This is a genomic window from Tyzzerella sp. An114, assembly GCF_002161055.1.
Classification (GTDB): domain Bacteria; phylum Bacillota; class Clostridia; order Lachnospirales; family Anaerotignaceae; genus Fimicola; species Fimicola cottocaccae.
In genome coordinates, this window is sequence record NZ_NFLT01000003.1 from 78,195 (window position 1) to 100,040 (window position 21,846).

The 21,846-nt window shown below is 30.0% G+C and carries 25 protein-coding genes and 1 tRNA gene; 25 read left to right on the plus strand and 1 reads right to left on the minus strand.

Translation table 11 applies throughout. The features are described 5' to 3' along the window. Positions 1-239 precede the first annotated feature (239 nt). From B5E58_RS03615 to B5E58_RS03655, 10 genes are all read left to right on the plus strand, one after another. Positions 240-995, plus strand: a complete 756-nt coding sequence (locus tag B5E58_RS03615; RefSeq protein ID WP_158097656.1) for a GDSL-type esterase/lipase family protein — start codon at positions 240-242, stop codon at positions 993-995. 23 nt (positions 996-1,018) lie between these two features. Further along, the gene (locus B5E58_RS03620) at positions 1,019-1,492 is read left to right on the plus strand and encodes a DUF4358 domain-containing protein (protein ID WP_088108329.1); all 474 of its coding nucleotides are present in this window, start codon (positions 1,019-1,021) and stop codon (positions 1,490-1,492) included. A gap of 17 nt (positions 1,493-1,509) precedes the next feature. After that, positions 1,510-2,910, plus strand: a complete 1,401-nt coding sequence (locus B5E58_RS03625; RefSeq protein ID WP_088108330.1) for an MBOAT family O-acyltransferase — start codon at positions 1,510-1,512, stop codon at positions 2,908-2,910. An 11-nt stretch (positions 2,911-2,921) separates the two neighbouring features. Next, the gene (locus tag B5E58_RS03630; RefSeq protein WP_088108331.1) at positions 2,922-4,064 is read left to right on the plus strand and encodes a DHHW family protein; all 1,143 of its coding nucleotides are present in this window, start codon (positions 2,922-2,924) and stop codon (positions 4,062-4,064) included. Between the two features lie 93 nt (positions 4,065-4,157). Beyond that, a complete protein-coding gene (locus B5E58_RS03635) occupies positions 4,158-4,766 on the plus strand; it encodes an NUDIX hydrolase (protein ID WP_088108332.1) in 609 nt (202 codons plus the stop codon). A 48-nt stretch (positions 4,767-4,814) separates the two neighbouring features. Beyond that, positions 4,815-5,684: an aldose 1-epimerase family protein gene (locus B5E58_RS03640; RefSeq protein ID WP_088108333.1), complete on the plus strand. Its 870-nt coding sequence runs from the start codon at positions 4,815-4,817 to the stop codon at positions 5,682-5,684. Positions 5,685-5,806: 122 nt separating this feature from the next. Continuing rightward, positions 5,807-6,880 carry a TlpA family protein disulfide reductase gene (locus B5E58_RS03645; RefSeq protein WP_088108334.1) on the plus strand — a complete coding sequence of 358 codons (1,074 nt, stop codon included), beginning with the start codon at positions 5,807-5,809 and terminating at the stop codon, positions 6,878-6,880. Beyond that, complete coding sequence (locus tag B5E58_RS13870; protein ID WP_275532714.1) at positions 6,873-7,007, plus strand: CD1871A family CXXC motif-containing protein; 135 nt, start codon at positions 6,873-6,875, stop codon at positions 7,005-7,007. The genes B5E58_RS03645 and B5E58_RS13870 overlap by 8 nt, the downstream gene beginning before the upstream one ends. Positions 7,008-7,010: 3 nt before the next feature. After that, the gene (locus tag B5E58_RS03650; RefSeq protein ID WP_088108335.1) at positions 7,011-7,859 is read left to right on the plus strand and encodes a 4Fe-4S binding protein; all 849 of its coding nucleotides are present in this window, start codon (positions 7,011-7,013) and stop codon (positions 7,857-7,859) included. 119 nt (positions 7,860-7,978) lie between these two features. Next, positions 7,979-8,413, plus strand: coding sequence for an RrF2 family transcriptional regulator (locus B5E58_RS03655; RefSeq protein ID WP_088108336.1), 435 nt, complete (start codon positions 7,979-7,981; stop codon positions 8,411-8,413). 80 nt (positions 8,414-8,493) lie between these two features. Here B5E58_RS03655 and B5E58_RS03660 read toward each other — a convergent pair. Then, positions 8,494-8,576 (minus strand) — tRNA-Leu (locus B5E58_RS03660). Between the two features lie 149 nt (positions 8,577-8,725). On the opposite strand from B5E58_RS03660, the gene B5E58_RS03665 reads away from it, so the two are divergent. From B5E58_RS03665 to spoVAD, 15 genes are all read left to right on the plus strand, one after another. Next, complete coding sequence (locus B5E58_RS03665; protein ID WP_088108337.1) at positions 8,726-9,346, plus strand: RNA polymerase sigma factor; 621 nt, start codon at positions 8,726-8,728, stop codon at positions 9,344-9,346. Then, on the plus strand, positions 9,347-10,537 hold the full coding sequence (locus B5E58_RS03670; RefSeq protein WP_088108338.1) for an anti-sigma factor family protein: 1,191 nt from the start codon (positions 9,347-9,349) through the stop codon (positions 10,535-10,537). 30 nt (positions 10,538-10,567) lie between these two features. After that, the gene (locus B5E58_RS03675; RefSeq protein ID WP_088108339.1) at positions 10,568-11,311 is read left to right on the plus strand and encodes an SIMPL domain-containing protein; all 744 of its coding nucleotides are present in this window, start codon (positions 10,568-10,570) and stop codon (positions 11,309-11,311) included. A gap of 136 nt (positions 11,312-11,447) precedes the next feature. Next, positions 11,448-11,969, plus strand: coding sequence for a hypothetical protein (locus B5E58_RS03680; RefSeq protein WP_088108340.1), 522 nt, complete (start codon positions 11,448-11,450; stop codon positions 11,967-11,969). A gap of 108 nt (positions 11,970-12,077) precedes the next feature. After that, a complete protein-coding gene (locus tag B5E58_RS03685) occupies positions 12,078-12,284 on the plus strand; it encodes a phage holin (protein ID WP_088108341.1) in 207 nt (68 codons plus the stop codon). Positions 12,285-12,553: 269 nt separating this feature from the next. After that, complete coding sequence (locus tag B5E58_RS03690) at positions 12,554-13,828, plus strand: PTS sugar transporter subunit IIC (protein WP_088108342.1); 1,275 nt, start codon at positions 12,554-12,556, stop codon at positions 13,826-13,828. A gap of 17 nt (positions 13,829-13,845) precedes the next feature. Then, entirely contained in the window at positions 13,846-15,780 is a 1,935-nt protein-coding gene (locus tag B5E58_RS03695) for a BglG family transcription antiterminator (protein ID WP_158097657.1), read from the plus strand. A gap of 31 nt (positions 15,781-15,811) precedes the next feature. Continuing rightward, complete coding sequence (locus B5E58_RS03700; protein ID WP_088108344.1) at positions 15,812-16,105, plus strand: PTS sugar transporter subunit IIB; 294 nt, start codon at positions 15,812-15,814, stop codon at positions 16,103-16,105. A gap of 37 nt (positions 16,106-16,142) precedes the next feature. After that, positions 16,143-16,463, plus strand: coding sequence for a PTS lactose/cellobiose transporter subunit IIA (locus B5E58_RS03705; RefSeq protein ID WP_088108345.1), 321 nt, complete (start codon positions 16,143-16,145; stop codon positions 16,461-16,463). 2 nt (positions 16,464-16,465) lie between these two features. Further along, positions 16,466-17,074: a hypothetical protein gene (locus B5E58_RS03710; RefSeq protein ID WP_088108346.1), complete on the plus strand. Its 609-nt coding sequence runs from the start codon at positions 16,466-16,468 to the stop codon at positions 17,072-17,074. Between the two features lie 135 nt (positions 17,075-17,209). After that, a complete protein-coding gene (locus B5E58_RS03715; RefSeq protein ID WP_088108347.1) occupies positions 17,210-18,541 on the plus strand; it encodes a 6-phospho-alpha-glucosidase in 1,332 nt (443 codons plus the stop codon). A gap of 2 nt (positions 18,542-18,543) precedes the next feature. Continuing rightward, positions 18,544-19,152, plus strand: a complete 609-nt coding sequence (locus B5E58_RS03720; RefSeq protein WP_158097658.1) for a YczE/YyaS/YitT family protein — start codon at positions 18,544-18,546, stop codon at positions 19,150-19,152. A 157-nt stretch (positions 19,153-19,309) separates the two neighbouring features. Beyond that, positions 19,310-20,275 carry an ADP-ribosylglycohydrolase family protein gene (locus B5E58_RS03725; protein ID WP_088108349.1) on the plus strand — a complete coding sequence of 322 codons (966 nt, stop codon included), beginning with the start codon at positions 19,310-19,312 and terminating at the stop codon, positions 20,273-20,275. An 89-nt stretch (positions 20,276-20,364) separates the two neighbouring features. Continuing rightward, positions 20,365-20,826, plus strand: a complete 462-nt coding sequence (spoVAC, locus tag B5E58_RS03730; protein WP_088108350.1) for a stage V sporulation protein AC — start codon at positions 20,365-20,367, stop codon at positions 20,824-20,826. Then, positions 20,823-21,845, plus strand: a complete 1,023-nt coding sequence (spoVAD, locus tag B5E58_RS03735; RefSeq protein ID WP_088108351.1) for a stage V sporulation protein AD — start codon at positions 20,823-20,825, stop codon at positions 21,843-21,845. Before spoVAC ends, spoVAD begins: the two co-directional genes overlap by 4 nt. Position 21,846 lies beyond the last annotated feature (1 nt).

Genomic DNA, 21,846 nt, shown 5'->3' on the forward strand with positions numbered 1-21,846 from the left:
AATAATTTTCTGTATAAAAGTAATTTTTGTATATTTTAAAATATAAGTTGCAAATATAATTTTTTAGTATATTATATTTAGGTAGGTCTTTTTGTTGAATACTATCGTAAAATGACTTTTTTTGAAATATATTATTAAATAATGTTACATAAGTTTTAAAATTTTGTTTTTATGAAACTTTTTATATGTTTTTTACATCTAATAAAAATATGAAGCTTAATTGAAAGATGGTGTTATTATTGAAATTTAAATTGCTTGGTGCTGCTACTTTTGTTATAGTTGCAGTTCTGATTTTTAATATATTTGGAAAAAATGAAAATAATAAGGGAAGTAAACAGGCTGTATCAGAGGGCATTTTTATGTTGGAAACTATGGAGAATGCTGATGCTGATGTTGTTAAAGCTGAAATTGATGAGTTTCAAAATGAACTTTTTGCTCCACCTGCATCAGAAGATTTTTCAAACCTTACATATGGTCAGAGATTTGCTTCATCAGTTATAATAGGAGACTCAATAGCAGAAGGTCTCATTGATTATGGTATACTTTCTAGCTCAAATGTTATTGCACAAAAGGGCATGGTTGTGTCTAAGGCACAGACAGAGGTTAGCAATGCCATATCTAGAAATCCTCAAAATATTTTTATTTCTCTTGGTATGAATGATTTGGAATATTATAGGGGAAATACTGATAAATTTATAGGTTTTTATAAAGAGAGGATAGAAGAAATAAAATCTAATTCTCCTAATACAAAAATATTTGTAAATAATATTATGCCTGTGCAGGAAAAAGCTATTGAAAAAAATGAATATCTTTTACATATAGATGATTATAATGAAGGACTCAAAGCCATGTGTGATGAGATTGGAGCTGTATTTATAGATAATAGCGGTCTTATTGAGGGTATGGAAGATATATATCAAAATGACGGTATACATTTAAAATATGATTTTTACCCTTTATGGCTCGATAATATGGCAAAATATGCGGGAATTTAATTTTTTTTGGAAAGGTTTTTATTATGAAATGGTTTGTTGTTAAATGTGTACTTGTTGTATGGCTTTTTGTTATGATTTCAGGCTTTATTTCTTCTTCCAAGGTTGAAAATGTAAATTTTGATACATTGGTTCAAAATGTTAAAAGTGCAGGAGATACAGAAGGAATGACAGAAGTTGACAGCCTTAAAATAAAAGAGTTTTATGGCATAAACAGAGATGATTATGAAGGCGTTATGCTCCTTAAGGGAGAAGACACAATGGACGTTAGAGAAATTTTAATTGTAAAAGCTTTATCTAAAGAGCAAGCAAATTCTCTTGAGACAGCTGTAAATGATAGAAAAGAAAAGCAATTAAAAAGTTTTGAAGGCTATGGAGTTGAACAGACAAAGCTTTTGAATGATAGTGTTATATCAGTTGAAGGTGTTTATGTGCTGTTTGCTGTGTCTCCTGATAGCCAGAATTTTTATGACGCTTTTTATAATACAATAAAGAAATAAAAGGGGCAGTATTTTAAATGGTATTCAGTAGTATTATATTTATATTTTTATTTCTTCCAGTTCTCTTAGGGGTATATTACATTGTTCCCCAAAAATTTAGAAATATTATAATGCTTATATTCAGCCTTGTGTTTTATGCATGGGGTGAACCTGTATACATAATTCTTATGATATACAGTATAGTGTTTAACTATTTTATGGGATTAAATATAGGAGCACTTAAAGAAAAAGGAAGAAGAGCAAAAAGAACTTTTATTTTTACAGTTATTGTAAATTTATTTATACTTGGATTTTTTAAATATTATGACTTTTTTATAGACAATATAAATTCAATTACAGGTTTAAATATTTCAGGTCATGACCTTCCTTTACCAATAGGACTTTCATTTTATACATTTCAAGCACTTTCATATATAGCTGATGTGTATAAAGGAAAAGTTGCAAGTCAAAAAAATATAGTGTCCTTTGGTGTTTATATAGCCATGTTTCCACAGCTTGTAGCAGGTCCTATTGTTCAGTATAGTGACATTGATTATCAGCTTAAAAATAGAAAAGAGTCCTTTGAAAATTTTGGAACAGGTTCTTTTTATTTTTTATGGGGATTATTTAAAAAAGTGTTATTGGCAAATAGAATGGGTGTTATATTTGAAAGTATTATTCCATTAAGTCAGATGTCATCATTGACAGCTTGGATTGGAGCTTTGGCTTATACATTCCAGATTTATTTTGACTTTAGTGGTTACTCTGATATGGCAATTGGTCTTGGATATATGTTTGGTTTTAAACTTAAGCCGAATTTTAGATATCCTTATTTGTCACAGAGTGTTACAGAGTTTTGGAGAAGATGGCATATATCTTTAGGTAGCTGGTTTAGAGAGTATGTTTATATTCCATTAGGTGGTAACAGAAAGGGTGTTTATAAACATATAAGAAATACTTTTGCTGTATGGCTTTTGACAGGTCTTTGGCATGGTGCCAGTTGGAATTTTGTTGTATGGGGTTTATATTATGGTGTAATACTTATAATAGAAAAATATTTTTTAAAAAATATTATTGATGTATTGCCTAGTATTGTTTTAAGAATATATACTATGATTGTTGTAATTATAGGTTGGGTATTCTTTTTCAGTAAAGACCTTACATCAGCCATAGACTATATTAGAGTTATGTTTGGATTTGATAATATAGCCCTTTGGGATACAACAGGGATATATTATATAATTACAGGAGGAATTTCTCTTATTATATGTGCCATATGTTCTACACCTCTTTTATATGCAATTGTGCAAAAATGTATTGAGAGAAGAAAAAATAAATGTGCTTTTTATATATGCTTTTTACATATAATAATATTTGTTGTTGCAGTGGCATATCTTGTTGGAGATACATATAATCCTTTCTTATACTTTAGATTTTAAGGTGATATTTTATGAATAGAAGAATACAAAAAAAAAGACAGCTTAAAACAGGTGTTTTTATGGGTATTATTTTTATTGTTGCTGTCTTTTTTATTACAATATTAAATTTTGTTGCTCCTGATAGAGAGTTTTCCAATAGAGAAAATAGACTTTTACAGTTAACACCTTCTATATCTGGTGAGACTATTGCTGATGGAACATTTATGAAAAAATTTGAAAGCTATTTATCAGACCAGTTTGCTTTTAGAGATTTTTACATGAGAATACGTTCATTTTCAGAGCTTACTTTGGGAAGTAGAGAGTCTAATGGTGTATATTATGGCAGTAATGGTTATTTATTTGAAAAGACAGCTTCTTTTGGAGTACATGATAATGAAAATAGAGAAGCTGTAAGTAATTTTGCTAAAAAACATGAAGGCATAAATATGTATATGATGATTGTTCCAAATAGTGTATGGGTTATGAGTGAAAAGCTACCTAAATTTGCACCTGTTGAAAATCAAAGAGAACAGATTGAACAGTGGGCAAATTCTGTTACTGATGTAAATTTTATTGATATATGTGATAAAATGCGTGGTCATCAAGATGAGTATATATATTACAGAACAGACCACCATTGGACAACACTTGGGGCAAAATATGCTTTTGAGTCCTTTGCAGAGGTTGCAGAAATAGAGTATTCTCTTGATAATTATAAAGAATATACTGTTAAAACAGATTTTTCAGGTACTCTTGAGTCAAAAAGCGGATATATGGTAGAAGATGACACTATAAATGTTTATATTCCTTCACAGATAGAGAAGGTTATAGTTACAGATAGTGACACAGGAAAAGTTTCACCTTCATTATATGATAGTACAAAACTTTCGAGTAGTGAGCCTTACGCTGTGTTTTTAGGAGGAAACAGCGGAATGAAAGAGATAGAAACAATGTCAGACAGTGGAAGAAATATTCTTATTTTTAAAGATTCCTATGCAAATTGTTTTATTCCTTTCTTGACACCATATTTTTCAAATATATATGTTGTTGACCCAAGATATTATTATGGTGATGTTGAAAAAATAATGACAGATAAAAATATTACAGATGTTCTTTTCCTTTATAATGCAAATACATTGTTTGAGGATAGTTCATTGTATCAGGTTATTTCTTAAATTTTATGAAGGAGATGATATATCATTTCCTTCTTTTATTTTGCCATAATGTGTAATATAATATAATTATAAATGTTTCGGGAGGAATTTGTGATGGATAAAAATATTAAAAAACTTACAGATAATAAGTTTTTAAATCTTTTTCAGATTGACGCTGTTGACAGAAATGGTAAAAATTTTAATTATTACTTTGCCTCAAGAGGTGATGGTGACACTATGAAATATGTCACAAAAGAAAATCACCCTGAAGGTATTATGATATATGCAGTTTTAAAAGATGACCCTTCAAAAATCGTGCTTGTAAAACAGTATAGATACCCTATAAATGACTTTATATATGAAATGCCAGCTGGTCTTGTGGATGCTGGTGAGACTGGTGCTTTTTGTGCTGTAAGAGAGTTTAAAGAGGAAACAGGTATGACTCTTAGCCTTATAAATAATGGCGAAAGTCCTATGAGTAGACCTTTCTACACAAGTGTAGGTCTTACTGATGAGTCTGTAAGCATATATTATGGATATGCAGAGGGTGAACCTTCACAGGAGTGGCTTGAAGCAACAGAGACTATAAACACAAAAATTGTTGACAGAAAAGAGGCTTTGAGAATTCTTAAAGAAGAAAAAGTTGCTATGAAATGTGCTCTCCTTCTTATGCAGTTTATAAACAGTAGTGACGATAATCCTTTTGGTTTTTTGGATTTTTAATAAAAATCTTTTAGATATAAAGCTAAAATAAAGAGAGGAGTGTTTCTAATGAAAGACTATGTACTTGAAAACGAAAAAATCAGAATAAGAGTGAGTTCAAAGGGCGGGGAACTTAAATCACTTAAAACAAAAGACAAAAAAAGCTATCTTTGGAATAGTGACCCTAAATATTGGGGATATTCATCACCAGTACTCTTTCCTTTCGTTGGACGTATGAGAGATAATACTTATACATATAACGGAAAGGAATATAATGTTTTGCAGCATGGTTTTGCGAGAACATCAGAATTTGAACTCCATGACAGCACAGATAAGACCGTTTCATTTATTTTTACAGAGAATGAGGAAACACTTGAAAGATATCCTTTCAAATTTAATCTTATATGTGGTTATAAAATTGAGGACAATAAAGTTATTGTTTCATGGACTGTAAAAAATACTAATGATTGTGATATGCCTTTCTTTATAGGTGCTCACCCTGCTTTTATGTGTCCAAGCAGAGAAAATTCAACAGGTTGTTTCTTAAAATTTGATGGTGTTGATGAAATATCATGTAGAGATTTTAGACCTAGCGGATATGTTGATGAGACATTTACTGTAAGAAAACTTGATGAAGGTACTCTTGAGATAAATGACGATTTACTTGGCGGAAACACTCTTGTACTTGAAAATAGTCAGGTTAAGAGTATATCCCTTCTCACACCGGAAAAAGTACCTTATATAAAAGTTGATTTTGATGCTCCTGTTGTTGGAATATGGTCAAAAGAGAACTCTGATAATACTTTTGTATGTATTGAGCCTTGGTATGGAAGATGTGACAGTGCTATGGCAGACAGAGAAATAACAAATAAACAGTGGGTTAATATTTTAAAACCAGGAGAGAAATTTAAAACTTCATACACAATAGAAGTTTTTTAAAAAAATTTAGTTGATTAATTTAATTTTCTAAAATAAAATAGTTATATCAAAAAGGCTGAAAATTTTTAAATTTTCAGCTTTTTTAAAGTAAATAAATTATTTGTTTGAAAGGTAGGTAAAAAATGAAAAAACTTTTAATGATATTTATGGCTTTGTCTCTTTCTGTGGGAGCAATTTCAGGTTGTAGTAATAGTAGTAATAACAAAAATAATGATAATTCAAGTGCTGTTACAAAAAAAGATGAAGTTTTTATAAATGAAAAATATTCTGCAACAGGAATGAAAACAATAGGTGGAAATGATTTTTCTCCTGAAACAGATAAGACAGCTATTGCAGAGCCTTCTTTTGGTTTTGGTATAAAGCACCCTGATGAGATTTATAGTCTTATAGAGAGTCAAAAAATGGGTGGATATGCCATAGAGCCATATTCTCTTGGTCTTGGATATTTCATAAGTGAAAGTGATGTTTTCTATCTTTCTGGTGTTTGGAGATACGAAAAGAATGCACCAGGTATGGACGAAAATTTTGAAATGTGGAAAGCTCTTTATACAAATGTAGAAGTTATTACAGAAACTGATGATAATATATATTATTGGGGATATAACAACGATATTTCAGCTTTGACACTTACTGATGAACAGAAAAAAGACATTGAGACAGCAATAGGACTTCTTGATGAACTTAAAAATAATGTATGTATATTTACTCCTGAAATTGTTGATATTACAGAGGTTCAAGGAGACCTTTCATCTTTTGAGGTAAAAGACATGGAGGGAAACACTGTTACACAGGATATATTTGCAGATTATGACATAACAATGGTTAATATATGGGCTACATGGTGTGGACCTTGTCTTTCTGAACTTACTGAGATAGGCGAACTTTACAAAGAATTACCTGAAAAGACAAATATAATTTCAATTTGTACTGATGGTGCCAGTGAAACTGATTTTGCAAAAGAGATTTTAAAAGAAAGTGGTTGTGATTTTACAACAATAATTCCTTCTGCTGATATGGAAAACAATTTCTTAAGAAATATATCATCAATACCTTATACTATATTTGTAAATTCAAAGGGTGAAATTGTAGGTAAAGCACAGGTTGGTGTTCCTGCTCCAGAAGGGCAGATAAAAGATGCCTATAAAGATATTATTATGGATAGACTTGAAAGTTTAAGTGGTGGTCAGAGTGAGTAAATATATTAAATATATAATTTTGGTTTTATCAATTTTATTTATATATGTAGGTATACAGAGAGGAGAGGAAGCTCTTGTATTTCAAAAGGCAGTAAAAATATGTCTTGAATGTATAGGAGTTGGTTAAAAAATGGCAGTTAATAAAAAAAGACATATATTTCAAACTTTAGCCACACTATTTACAAATGGATATGTTACAGGATTTATGGCAGGTAAAATATATGACGGTAAACTTAAAACATTCTGTGTTCCTGGTTTAAACTGTTATTCATGCCCCGGTGCTTTAGGTTCCTGTCCCATAGGTGCAATGCAGTCTGTTATAGGTGGAAGAAAACACAGTTTTTCATACTATACAGCCGGCATAATAATGCTTTTTGGAGTTATACTTGGAAGATTTGTTTGTGGGGTTTTATGTCCTTTCGGTTTTATACAGGATTTGCTACATAAAATACCTTCCAAAAAGTTTAAAGTCCCTTATAATATACATAAAATACTTGTAAAATTTAAGTATATTATAGCTTTTTTGATGGTAATAATACTACCAGCTATATTGACAAATAAATTCGGTATTGCATCGCCATATTTCTGTAAATGGATTTGTCCTGTTGGAACTCTTGAAGGTGGTTTGCCTTTAATATCTACAAATGAGACTTTGAGAAATGGACTTGGCTTTCTCTTTGGTTGGAAGGCATTTATACTTATTGTGGTCATATTCCTTTCAATAGTTATGTATAGACCGTTTTGTAAATATCTTTGTCCTTTAGGTGCTTTTTATTCTGTATTTAACCGTTACAGTTTTTATACAATGTCTATTGATGAAGATAAATGTATAAAATGTGGTGTATGTGAAAAAGTATGTGGTATGCAGGTCAAAGTTATGGAAAATATAAATAGCCTTGAATGTATAAGATGTGGAGATTGTAAAGCTTCATGTCCTCATAAGGCTATAAAATCAGGTTTTCAGTTTAAAATAAAGTGATATAAAGTTATAAATATATAAAAATAGGGGGAAAATATTCCTCCTTTTTTTTAATTTTTAAATATTGATATAAATTAAAATAGTGTGTATCATTAAGTAATAGTGGGGAGGTTTTTATAATGAAGATTTCAACAAAAGGCCGATATGCCTTAAGACTTATGCTTGATATAGCTATAAATGATAGTGGAGAACCTGTAAGACTTAAAGATATTGCAAAGCGTCAAGAGATTTCTGTAAAATATCTTGAGAGTATAGCTTCTATACTTTCAAAAGCTGGATTTATAAAAAGTATAAGAGGAGCTCAGGGAGGATACAGACTTACAAAAAGTACAGATAATTACACTGTGGGAAGTATTTTAAGACTTACAGAAGGTAGTATGTCTCCTGTTGATTGTCTTGATGAAGATATGGGATATTGTGACCGTGCAAGTGATTGCACAACATTAAAACTTTGGAGAGAGCTTGACAATGCCATAAAAAGTGTTATTGATAAATACACTCTTAGAGATTTGGTTGATTGGGAAAAAGAAAAGGGATACGATTATTTTATATGAAAGAAGTTATTTGCTTCTTTCATATTTATTATAGAAATAAAAAAAGAATTTCTAAATTTATTAGAAATTCTTTTTAAAACTGCCGGTGGCCGGACTCGAACCGGCACGGATATTCTCCGCTTGATTTTGAGTCAAGTGCGTCTGCCAATTCCGCCACACCGGCAAAATTTAACTGCTTATATATAATAGCACAGTAATTTTGAAATTGCAACATATTTTTTTTAATAAAACAAATTAAAAATGGAACAATTTTCTTTATTTTAACGTCACATTTTAAGTGATGTATTATGATTAGACAGGGGGTTTTTAAAGATGTCTGATGAGAGAACAGATATCCTTATAAAATCGGCTTTAAAAGGAGATATGGCTTCTTTTGAGGAGCTTATACTTTCCTATGAAAAGAAGGTTTATAATGTGGCTTTGAGGGTTTTGAAAAATCCTGAGGACGCAAAGGATATATCTCAAGAGGTTTTTATAAAGATATATAAAAATCTTGATAAATTTGATGGAAAATCATCTTTTTCTACATGGGTTTATAGAATTACAACTAATGCTTGTATTGATGAACTTAGAAAGAAAAAAGGTAAAGAAACTTTTTCTATGGATAGCGAAATTGAGGAGGATGAAGGAAGTTTTAAAAGAGAGTTTGCTGACAATTCTCCTTCTCCTGAGGAGGCTGTTATATCTAAAGAGACAGGAAATGAGATTATAAAATCCGTTGAAAAACTTTCTGATGAGCATAGAACAATAATTGTACTTAGAGATATTCACGGTCTTAGCTATACAGAAATTGCAGATATGACAGGATTGTCTATTGGAACTGTGAAGTCACGAATTTCAAGGGCTAGATTACATCTTAAAAATATTATTATTGGAAATAGGGAACAAAAATTTAATAATATCGTCAATATAAATGAAAGGAGGGCAAGATAAATGGATTGTAGAGATGCTTTTTGTTTGATGAATATGTTTATTGATGGGGAAATTTCAGAAAACGAAAAAATAGAGCTTCTTGAGCATATTGAAAAATGTGAAAATTGTAAAAAAGAATTTGAAGAACTTCAAGAAACTGTAAAAGAGCTTAGAGAGACTCCATTGGAAGAACTTCCTAAAAATTATCATAATGAACTTATGCAGAAACTTGAAAATGAGATAAATCCCAAAGTAATTCCTATACGTAAAAATAAAAAATATAAAACTGTATATAAATTTATAGGGTTTGCAGCAGTATTTGCCCTTTTCATTGTTGGAGGAACTAAAGCAGGGCTTCTTAATATGAAAGATGGTAAATATGAAAATATGCCTTCCTCTGTTTTAGAAAATGAGGATGTTAATATTAATGAAAATACAGAACAAAATAGTACTGATTTAGTTTTGAAAGATAATGATGAAAAATCATCAAAAAATATAGAAGAAAATGATGTTGAAGAAAAATCAAATGAACCTATTGATGAAACATCAGAAGAAACAGTTACACCTAATAATGAAAATATTACACCAAAAGAAAAAAGTAGTGATGTTAAAAATAATGATACAAACGGAATTATAGATAATACAAATAGTTCAAATACTGATAAAAATTTAAGTGAAAATAATGAAAATGTTTCATCAGAGACAGCAGAAGTTTCAGGATATTCAGGAGGAAATATAGGAAAATCAAATACTCCGGATATGCTTATGTCAGAAGGTCTTGATTTGAGAAATATTCCTTCTAATGGTCTTATGACTGTAAATAGTCCAAATTCATATACTGTTTATTCTGCTGATATAAATACAAATAATGAGAGTTATAATACTATTGTTGATTTGGCAAAAACATATAATGGAACAATTTCTCAGGAAGAAAATAAAACTACTGTTGTAATGTCCACAAATGATTATAAAAATTTTGTTGAAGCTTTAAAATCAAAAAATATCTGTACTGTATCTGAAAGTTCAAAGGATTATTCTAAAGAATATAATAATCTTTCAAATGAACTTTCAAATATAAATGAAGACATTAAAAATACAAATGATGAAAACAGTAAAAAAGAACTTGAAAAACAGATTAAAAGTATTGAAAATCAAATAAGTGCTATTGATGAGAATTTAAATCGCTGTGAAATATATATTTATAAAAATTAAACAGCGTAAAATATAAAAGGGGGACTTATTATGAAAAAACTTTTAAGAAAAACTTTGGGCATTGTTTTGGCAGGAGTTATGACCTTTGGAGCTTTAGGAGTTATAGCTTTTGCTGGGGATATTGTTCCAAACACAATTACTGTTTCTGGTACTGGAGTTGTTAAAGTAAAACCTGATACTGCGGATATTTCTTTCTCTGTTGAGACAAAGGGAAAGACAAACAGTGAGGCTCAGGCTGAAAATGCAAAGGTTACTGATAGTGTTAAAAAAGCTCTCAAAAATTTTGGTATAAACGAGGAAAATATAATAACATCAGGCTATTCAGTATACCCAGATTACTATTATGACAGCGATACAAAAGAAGATAAAATTACAGGATATACAGCTTCAAACAGATTTACTGTTACAACAAAACAGATTGATAAAGCCGGAGAAATTATGGAAATTGCTATAAATGCTGGTGCAACAAGAACTAATGGTGTAAACTTCTATGTTGAAGATACTAATAAGTATTATGGTGATGCTCTTAAATCAGCTGTTGTCAATGCTTCAAAAAGTGCTAAGTCCATTGGAGAAGCTCTTGGTGTTTCAATATCTAACCCTGTAAGCGTTACAGAAATACCTAGCTCAAATTCTTATGAGGTTTATGGAAAAAATATGGCTATGGCTGATATGGCTGTTGAAGAAAGTATGGGAGGTTCTGCACCTTCAACAACTATCACTTATGATGATATTGAAATAAAAGCAAATGTAACTGTTGTATATGGATACTGATATAATTTTTTAAAAAAAGAGTAGTATTTTACTACTCTTTTTTATTTAATATTACAAAAATGATTACAAATATAATAAAATATTGAAAATAATCCCTTTTTATGTTATTATTTTTATGGTTAAAGGGGGAGTGTATTTGATAAATTTTAAATTTGTTTTTATTATAACAATGGGATTGTTTTTACAAAGTGATGTAAATATATTTGCAAATAACATTACACAAATTGAAAACTATGAAAATAATAATAGTATTAAAAATAGTATACCTTATAAAGTGTATCCTGGACAAAATTATGTTTTATATGATGATATGCTTTTTGAGATGAATGATGCTCCTTTGTTCAAATATAATACTGTAATTATACCAATAGAGAGCTTTATAAAAACAATTGATGAAGGATATAGTATAAAATGTATTGATGAAAAAAAGAGTATTTATAGAATTTATTATCCTGATAATGGTTTTTCAGATATATGTTTAAATGATAGTATAATAAAATGTGGTTCTGAGATAATTAGTATTAAAAATAAACCAGAAATTATTAATGGAACATTGTATATTCCATATAGTGATGAATATTTTCATAAAATATTAGGTATTTCAAAAGAAAATGTAATTATGTCAGATAATATGCTTGAAATAGAATTGTATTTTTAAAGTCTTTTAATTATAAATTAATTGTAACAAATAAATTTATAAATCATAGAATACTATTAGATAATGAGTTTTTGTACATGCATTATAAAAATATTATGGGGGTATTCTATGATTAAAATTAATGTAAAATATAAAAATCCATATTTTTGGATAGGTCTTTTAGGAGTTATATTTACAGCCATAGATGCAGACATTGAGATGTTCACGAATTGGCAAATTGTTATAGATAGTATAAAAAATGTTTTTAGTAATCCATATATGATTTTAAATATTATTATGGCCATTATAGGAGTTATAAATGACCCAACAAAATAATTAAAAAAGCAGCTATTTTATATAGCTGCTTTTTTATATATTTAAAATTTTAAAATATATATAAAACCTTTATTTTTAAAGCTTTTTTTGTATAAAAATGTGTGTCTAACATTGTGTGGTAAAAATATTACTATGTCTTATATCTATATTGTTTTACTCATTTTTCCTATTAGCTAGGCAATTCTTTATTTGAAATTTTTATCAATAGATTTTAATATATAGCTATCAGTAGATGACCGGTCATTGAAAATAGTATTAGGAGGGTACAAATGAACACATCAAAATTACAAACATCTTTATCAAAATGGCTTATGCCGATAGCCAATAAGGTAGAGCAGCAAAAACATCTTCAGGCTATTAAAGACGGTATGATAGCAATTATCCCAATAATAATTTTAGGTTCAATATGTATATTGCCTATAGCTATTGCAAACCTTCTTGGTAGTGGTCCGGTGTATGATTTCATAACAAACAATATGAGTATTCTTACATATCCGGATAAATTTACAAATGGTTTATTATCACTTTATGCTGCTTTCTTTATTGCAGATTCTTTGGGAAAAAGATATGGACTTAACACAGCACAGCTCGGAATTACAGCAGTAATAGTTCATGCAATATTAAGTGGTGTAATAATTGAAGGCGGTATCGGAAATCAGTATTTCGGTGCTGAAGGTCTTTTCACAAGTATAGTTTCTTCTATATTGACTGTTGAAGTAACTAGATTTATGATTAACAAAAAATTAGTAATAAAACTTCCAGATAGTGTTCCAGTTATGGTAGGAGAGAGTTTTAGTAGTCTTCTCCCATTAATAGTAAACGCTATTATAGCAACAATAATAGTTGCAATTACAGAAAAAGTAGCAGGAAAAGTATTTCCAGAGTTTATAATGAGTATACTTGCACCAGCTATAAAATCAATGGATACATTACCAGCAGTTATGATAGTAATGCTTCTTACACAGCTTTTATGGTTCTTTGGACTTCATGGTCCAGCCATAACATCAGCAGTTTGGGCTCCTTTTGCAATACAGTATGCCGCTGAAAATATTGCAGCCTATACAGCAGGTCAGCCTGTAACACACTTCTTTACATTTGGACTTTATTATAACATGTTACAGGTTACAGGTTCTGGATTAACAATAGGTCTTGTAATACTTATGATTAAATCAAAAGCAAAAAGTTTAAGTGCAGTTGGAAAAGTTGGTATTATACCTTCATGTTTTGGAATTAATGAGCCTATAATATTTGGTGCTCCTATTATTCTTAATCCATTTATGTTTATACCTTTTGTATTTGGACCACTTGTAGTAACAATAATTACATATTTTGCTATGACAAGCGGACTTGTTGGAATGCCAATAGCAAACCCACCAAGTTTCCTTCCACCAGGAGTTGGAGCTTTCATAATGACTCTTGATTGGAAATCAGTTGCACTTGTATTTGTAAACATTATTATTATGACAGTAATATATTATCCATTCTTCAAAGCTATGGAAGCAGATGAGTTGAAAAAAGAACAGGAATATGAATCAGCCATGTGATAAACAGGAGAATGCCTATGTTTACTAAGAGACAATTAAAAATATTAGATTTGGTAGTTAAAAATTCAAACGGTGTTACCGGAACGGCTATTGCTGATATTTTGAATGTATCTTCACGCACAGTAAGAAATGATATATCATCTATAAACAGTATGTTTAAGGATAAAAAGGTCAAAATAAATTCTTCAAATAAAAAGGGATATTTTGTTGACTCTGACCATGTAGAATATATAAAAAACATAATAAATCTTCTCGAAAATAAAAATAATGACTATGTTGAAAGCGATGAAAGAATACTTAAAATTATGGGAAAGGTTTTCTTTCATGGAAAACAAAGCTTTTATGATATATCTGATGAACTTTATTTGTCAGAACAAATGGTTTATAAAGAGTGTAACAAATTAAGAAAATTTTTAAATGAGAACTATGGTTATAATTATATAAAAATTTCAGGAGACTCTATACAAAATGAGTCTTCTGAAGAAATTATAAGACAGCTTTTTTTCAAAATGCTTAAAGACTCTGTATCGTCAAATAAAATGACATATAAAAAAGAACTTGAATATCTTCTGTGTGAAAATTTTATAGATGAGGATTTTGAAAATCTTTATAAAAAAATAAAAAGTTTTTTTGAAGTGCATAAAATAAGTGTTGATGATAAATCAATGGATATGATAGCAGGTTCAATATATATATGTGTTGCAAGAAATAATTGTGGCTTTACAGTAAGTGAAAAAAGTCCTATGAGAAGTTCATCAATAGCTGACTTGTTAATAGACAAACTGGAAAACACTGGCTTTAATCTTACAGAAAACGATAAAGGTTGTCTTTATGATTTCCTCTGGTGTATAAAAATGCCAGATAGCATACTTGATTGTGAAGGGATTTCAAATACAGCTTTCAGTATAGTAAATGAATTCTGTACCAATGTAATGGAGAAATACAGTTTTGACCTTAAAGAGTCTAAAGATGTAATAAATTATCTTTCTGTACATATTGAATATATGTTAAGAAGGCTTGATATGGGTTATGAGCTTAACAATCCTATGATAGATGATATAAAAAAGAAATATCCTCTTGCTTATGAAATTGCTATGCTTATTGTCCACACAATATATAAATATAAGAAAAAATATCCTGCTGATGATGAGATTTCTTATGTTGCAGTATACATAGAGTATTATCTTCAAATGAGTAATACAAAACTAAAAACAGTAATAATAAATGATAACAGTATGGGTGTTAATAATATAATAAGGAACTGGCTTGCAACTAATTTTTCAAATCAAATAGAAATTGTTGGTAATATACATATGCATTATCTTGAAAAGTATATGAAAGATAATGAAATTGACCTTATTGTATCACTTAGAGAAATACCTCAAAATATAACAACACCTTCTTATGTTATAGAAAACATTCCTTATAAAACAGATTACGACCTTTTAAATTCTCTTATACATAAAATTAAAATAAATCATAGATATGAGAATATAACAAGGAGAATGTTCGATAAAAAGTTTATAAAATTCTACAATAATAATGAAAGTTTTGAAGACGTAATAAAAGATATGTCTTTAACTCTTGAAAAGAATAAAAGAATTGAAAGTGCTAAAAAGTTTAGTGACGATGTCATAGAACGTGAAAAAATCTATCCAACAGCTGTTGGAAGATATTTTGCAATACCTCACCCATTGGCTACATTTGCAAAACAAACTACTGTAAGTGTGGCCATGCTTGATAAACCTGTAATATGTGATGGCAGAGAAATGAAGATTATATTTTTACTTGCAATAGAAAATAAAATTGATGATGATGTAAGTACGCTTTTTCAATTCTTTAAACAAATAGCATTAGATAAGAAGCTTTTTAAAAGCCTTCTCGATGTAAAAAACAAAGATGAATTTATGGAGAAAATGATATATATTTCAAAAAATATACAACTTCAATAAAAGATATATAAATTAAAGGGAGATGTCTAATATGAAAATTTTATTAGTTTGTAATGCAGGTATGTCAAGTTCTATATTAGTTAAAAAAATTAAAGAGGCAGGAGAAAAAAGAGGTCTTGACCTTACTGTTGAAGCTAAGTCAAGCAACGGTGTTATGGCTGAGGTTGGAAAATGGGATGTATGTCTTGTAGGACCACAGATTATATATGCTGTTGAAACTATAAAAGCTACTCTTGGAATTCCTGTTCAGGCTGTTGAACCAAGAGTTTATGCTATGGCTGACGGTGACAAAGCTCTTGACCAAGCATTAAAAATGGCTCAGTAATTTTAAAATCTGAGATAAAGAAAGTAGGTAAAAAGGTATGGTGGATATTGAAAAAGTTTCCATGACAGCAATGGAAATAATAACATATGCAGGACTTGCAAAGTCAAATTACCTTATGGCATTAAAAGACTATAAGGCAGGAAAAAAAGATGAGGCTTTCAAAAAAATAGAGGAAGGTTCTGCCGAGTTTGCAAAAGCTCATGAAGTACATAGTAAAGTATTAACTGATGAAATGGAAAAACTTGAACCACAAGTATGTTTGTTGCTTGTTCATGCAGAAGACCAGCTTATGGGAGCTGAAAGCATAAGATTACTTGTTGAAGAATTAATAGAATTATATGGAGAAAGGGAGAAATAAAAATGGAAGTAAAATATAGTTTTTGGTCAGAAGTTAAAACAAGAAATGGATTTGCAGCAGATGAAATTATATCATCTTTACAGAAATCAATAAGAAGAAACATGGTTGAGGAAGCTTGTACATTCGCTTATGAATTATACATATCATCACCACAGCTCTTAGAAAAAATGTGGAGAAGACTTCTTACAATATCTGTTGAAGACATTGGATTTGGAAATCTTGATGCAGCAGTACAGATTAATACATTAAATGAAATGAGAAAGAATTTCCCATATGATGACGGAGACCAGCCAATGTATTTCATTCATGCAATTCGTGTTCTCTGTGCTAGTGATAAAGATAGGTCAAGTGATTACCTTAAAAATATAATTATAAAAGGGTTTGCAATGGGCAAAAAACCTGAAATACTTGACGTTGCTCTCGACAAACATACAAAGAGAGGAAAACTCATGGGTAGAGGTTCAAAACACTTCTTTGAAGAAGGAACAAAAGTTATACCACAGATTGAAGTTGACAACGATTATAGAGAAAGATACGGAAAAATTCTTGAAGTATATAAACCAGAAGATGCTGTTGAAGGTGCATTCCAGTATAGTCAGGACCAGTATTAATTAATTGTTATATATAATATAGAAAATCTTTACTTTAAGTTTAAGACTATAATTTAATAATATTAAATGAACTGCTTTTACATCTAAAGTATTAGTTTTTATAATTTTATAATTGAAAGTGAGGATTTTATTATTATGGACAAAAAATTTTCAGTAGTAATAGCTGGTGGAGGAAGTACATATACACCGGAAATTATATTAATGCTTCTTGACAATCTTAATAGATTGCCACTTAGAAAAATTAAACTTTATGACAACGATGAAGAAAGACAAAACAAAGTTGCAAAAGCTTGTGAAATACTTATTAAAGAAAAAGACCCTTCAATAGAGTATGTTGCTACAACAGACCCAGAAGAAGCTTATACAGACGTAGATTTCTGTCTTGCTCATATAAGAGTTGGAAAACTTAAAATGAGAGAGCTTGACGAAAAAATTCCTTTAAAACATGGTTGTGTTGGTCAGGAAACTTGTGGTCCTGGAGGAATTGCATATGGTATGCGTTCAATAGCTGGTGTTCTTGAAAATATTGACTATATGGAAAAGTACTCACCAAATTGTTGGATGCTTAATTATTCAAATCCTGCTTCAATAGTTGCAGAAGCCACAAGAATATTGAGACCAAATTCAAGAATAATAAATATATGTGATATGCCTATCGGTATGGAACATAGTATTGCAAAAATAGCAGGTATTCCATCAAGAAAAGATATGGACATAAGATATTATGGTTTAAATCATTTCGGTTGGTATACATCAATAAAAGATAAACAGGGAAATGAACTTCTTCCAAAACTTGTTGAGCATATAAAAGAGTATGGCTTTATAAATGGTGAAGAAGGCATGAAAACTGCTAAAAAAGATAGTTGGTTTGAGACAAATCTCTTTACAAGAGAGATTGTAAAAACAGACCCTACAACAATACCAAGCAGTTATTTAAAATATTATCTTTTCCCTGATTATGTTGTAAGTCATTCAAATAAAGAGTATACAAGAGCAAATGAAGTTATTGACGGCAGAGAAAAAGAAGTATTCTCAGCTTGTGCAGAAATCGAAAAGAATGGTAACTCAGAGGGAAGTCCTTTACAGGTTGGTATCCATGCAGAGTTTATAGTAGACCTTGCAACAGCTCTTGCTTATAATACTCATGAAAGAATGTTACTTATTGTTGAAAATAAAGGTGCAATAGAAAATATTCCATATGATGCAATGGTTGAAATACCATGTATAGTTGGAAAAGATGGATATGAACCACTTTCAGTAGGAAAAATACCTACATTCCAAAAAGGTCTTATAGAACAGCAGTTAGCAGTTGAAAAACTTGTTGTTGAGGCTTGGATTGAACATTCATATCAGAAATTATGGCAGGCACTCACATTATCAAAAACTGTTCCAAGTGCAACAGTTGCGAAAGAGCTTCTTGACGACCTTATGGAAGCTAATAAGGAATATTGGCCAGAGCTTAAATGATAATGAGAAAAATTATTCTTAAGTCAATAATAGTTATAGTAGGTTCTTTTATTATGGGAGCTGGGGTTGCCATCGCTGTATGTGGCAGACAGGGTGCCGACCCCCTTGCCGTTGTTTGGGACGGCATGAGTAATGTTTTTACTATAACAGTAGGTCAAGCTAATATTGTATTAAATATAGTTTTATTTATAATAGCATTTTTGCTTGATAAAAAACAACTTAACTTAGGTACTATTTTAAATCCAATATTTTCTGGTATAAGTACAGATTTTGTAATGAGTATAATTACTATTCCTGAAAGTTTATCAATGCAGATTTTACAATCTACATTAGGTGTTTTCATTATTGGTATAGGAATAGGTATGTATACATCAGTTAATTTTGGAAAAAGTGCTTATGACGCTCTTGTTTTTGGAGTTGCATCAAAATATGGACTTAAACTGTTTTTGACAAGAATGATTTTTGATGCTCTCATGCTCATAACTGGATTTTTGTTAGGTGGCACAATAGGTGTCAGTACAATATTTGCTGTTTTGTGTATGGGAAAAATCATAAGTATTGTTTATGAAAAAAGTAGATATTACGAATTAAAATTTTTATATATAGCTTAATAAAGTGTATCCCTAATTTTTTAAAATACCCTTGACTTGTATATATTTTACAGGACAAGGGTATTTTTAACAAATTTTTAAAATATGATAGTGTTATATAATTGATTTATATAGTATAATTCTGTTATAAATTAAATTTGAAGTGGGGGGAACAGAAATGTATGATAGAATACTTAGCGGTATAATGGGTTTATGTATAGGTGATGCTGTTGGTGTTCCTGTGGAGTTTAAGAACAGAAAACTTTTAAAAAATGACCCTGTAACAGATATGCGCTCTTATGGAACCCACAGTCAACCAAAAGGCACATGGTCTGATGACACTACAATGACTTTATGCCTTGCTGATAGTATTGGAGATATAGGTACTATTGATTTAAAAGACATTATGGATAGATTTGTACTTTGGGTAGAAAAAGGGGAATACACTGCTTATGATGAAGTTTTTGATATAGGAGTTGCCACAAGAAATGCAATTTTTAGATATTTAGATGGAAGCTCTCCTATTAATTGTGGTGGTAAAAATGAATATGATAATGGAAATGGAAGTCTTATGAGAATTCTTCCTTTGGCATTTTACATATATAAGAAATATGGAAATGACTTTTTTAAAAACGAATGGGCAGTAAAAGAAATTCACAATGTTTCTTCTTTAACTCATAATCACCCTAGAAGTAAAATTTCATGTGGCATATATATTTCTGTGGCTGTAAGTTTGATAAGTAATAAAAGTATTGATAATATTCAAAATGCTATTAATAATGCTTTTGAATGGTATGAAAATAATGGTCATTTTTCAGATGAACTTGTTCATTTTAAAAGGCTGCATGATTTAGAAAGTTTTAAAAATCTATCTGAAGATAATATATCTAGTAGTGGTTATACAGTACATACTTTAGAAGCTTCATTATGGTGTCTTATGAACAGTAACAGTTATGAGGAAGCTGTTTTAAAGGCTGTAAATTTGGGAGATGATACAGACACAACAGGTGCTGTCACAGGAGGACTTGCAGGAATATTATATGGATATGATACTTTTCCAAAGGATTGGGTTGAAAGTATTCCAAAAAGTCAATGGATTAAAAATATATGTGTTAAATTTAATAATAGCATTATGTATGTTTGATATTTAAAACACACCTTTTTAGGTGTGTTTTATTTTTTTGAATAAAATCATTTTAAAAACAAAATATTAATTGAAAGGAGGTTTTATATATGATAAACAGTGAAAAAGAAAAACAAAAATATAATGATATGGTTGCCAATATGGCTCCTAAAAGTCCCATATTTACAAATTGTTTAAAGGCTTTTGTGTCAGGTGGTCTTATATGTGTATTGGGACAGGCAATAAATAATACAGCAAAATTTTATGGTTTAAACGCTGATAATGCTTCTCTTGTAACATCAATAATATTGATATTTATATCAGCACTACTTACAGGATTAGGTGTTTATGGAAAACTGGGAAAGTTTTGTGGAGCTGGAACAATAGTACCTATAACAGGTTTTGCAAACTCTGTTGTATCTCCTGCAATAGAATTTAAAAAAGAAGGTATGATTTTTGGTTTAGGCTCAAAAATGTTTGTTATTGCAGGTCCTGTAATTATATATGGGGTTCTTGCGTCAATGGTAGTTGGAATTTTTTATTATTTATTTGGGCAGGTGAATTTATTATGATGCATTTGACTAAACAGATTGGAAAACAGACAATAAAATTTCAAAATCCCCCTATAATAACAGCAACATCATCAATGGCAGGACCAAAGGAGGGAGAAGGTCCTCTTAAAGATTATTTTGATATTATATGTGATGATATATTGAATGGTTGTGAAAGCTGGGAGAAAGCTGAAAGTCAATATGTACATGATAATATTAAAAATTTATGTGAAAAAACAAAAACAAAGTTTGAAGATGTTGATTATATAATATCAGGAGACCTTTTAAATCAAGATACAGCTACAATATTTGGTATACGTGATTTTGGTATACCTTATATGGGTGTTTTCGGTGCTTGTTCAACAATGGGAGAGTCTATTGGTCTAGGCTCTATACTTGTAGACGGAGGTTTTGCTAAAAAAGTAATAGCTTCAGCATCAAGTCATTTCTGTTCTGCTGAAAAGCAATTTAGATTTCCTTTGGATTTGGGAACACAGAGACCGCCAACATCAACATGGACTGTAACAGGAGATGGTGCTGTTATAATAGAAAAAGAGGGAAAAGGCCCTAAAGTAACATTTTTGACAACAGGGAAAATTATTGATATGGGAGTGAAAGATGCTAATAATATGGGTGCTGTAATGGCTCCTGCGGCAGTTGAAACAATGACAGCTCATTTTAGAGATACAGGAAGAAGTCCTGATTATTATGATGTTATTGCAACAGGTGATTTAGGATATTTGGGAAAAGATATTGTATTGGAACTTATGGCGTATAGAGGCTACAATATTAAAAATAATTATACAGATTGTGGAATTGAAATATTTGACAGAGAAAAACAAGACACCCATTGTGGTGGAAGTGGATGTGCCTGTTCAGCAGTAACATTTTGTGGTTATTACTATAAAAAACTTATTAATAAAGAAATAAATAAAATGCTTTTTATACCAACAGGTGCTCTTATGAGTACAACATCATCACAGCAAGGGGAGAGTATACCAGCAATAGCCCATGCTGTGGCAATAGAGAATATGGAGTGAT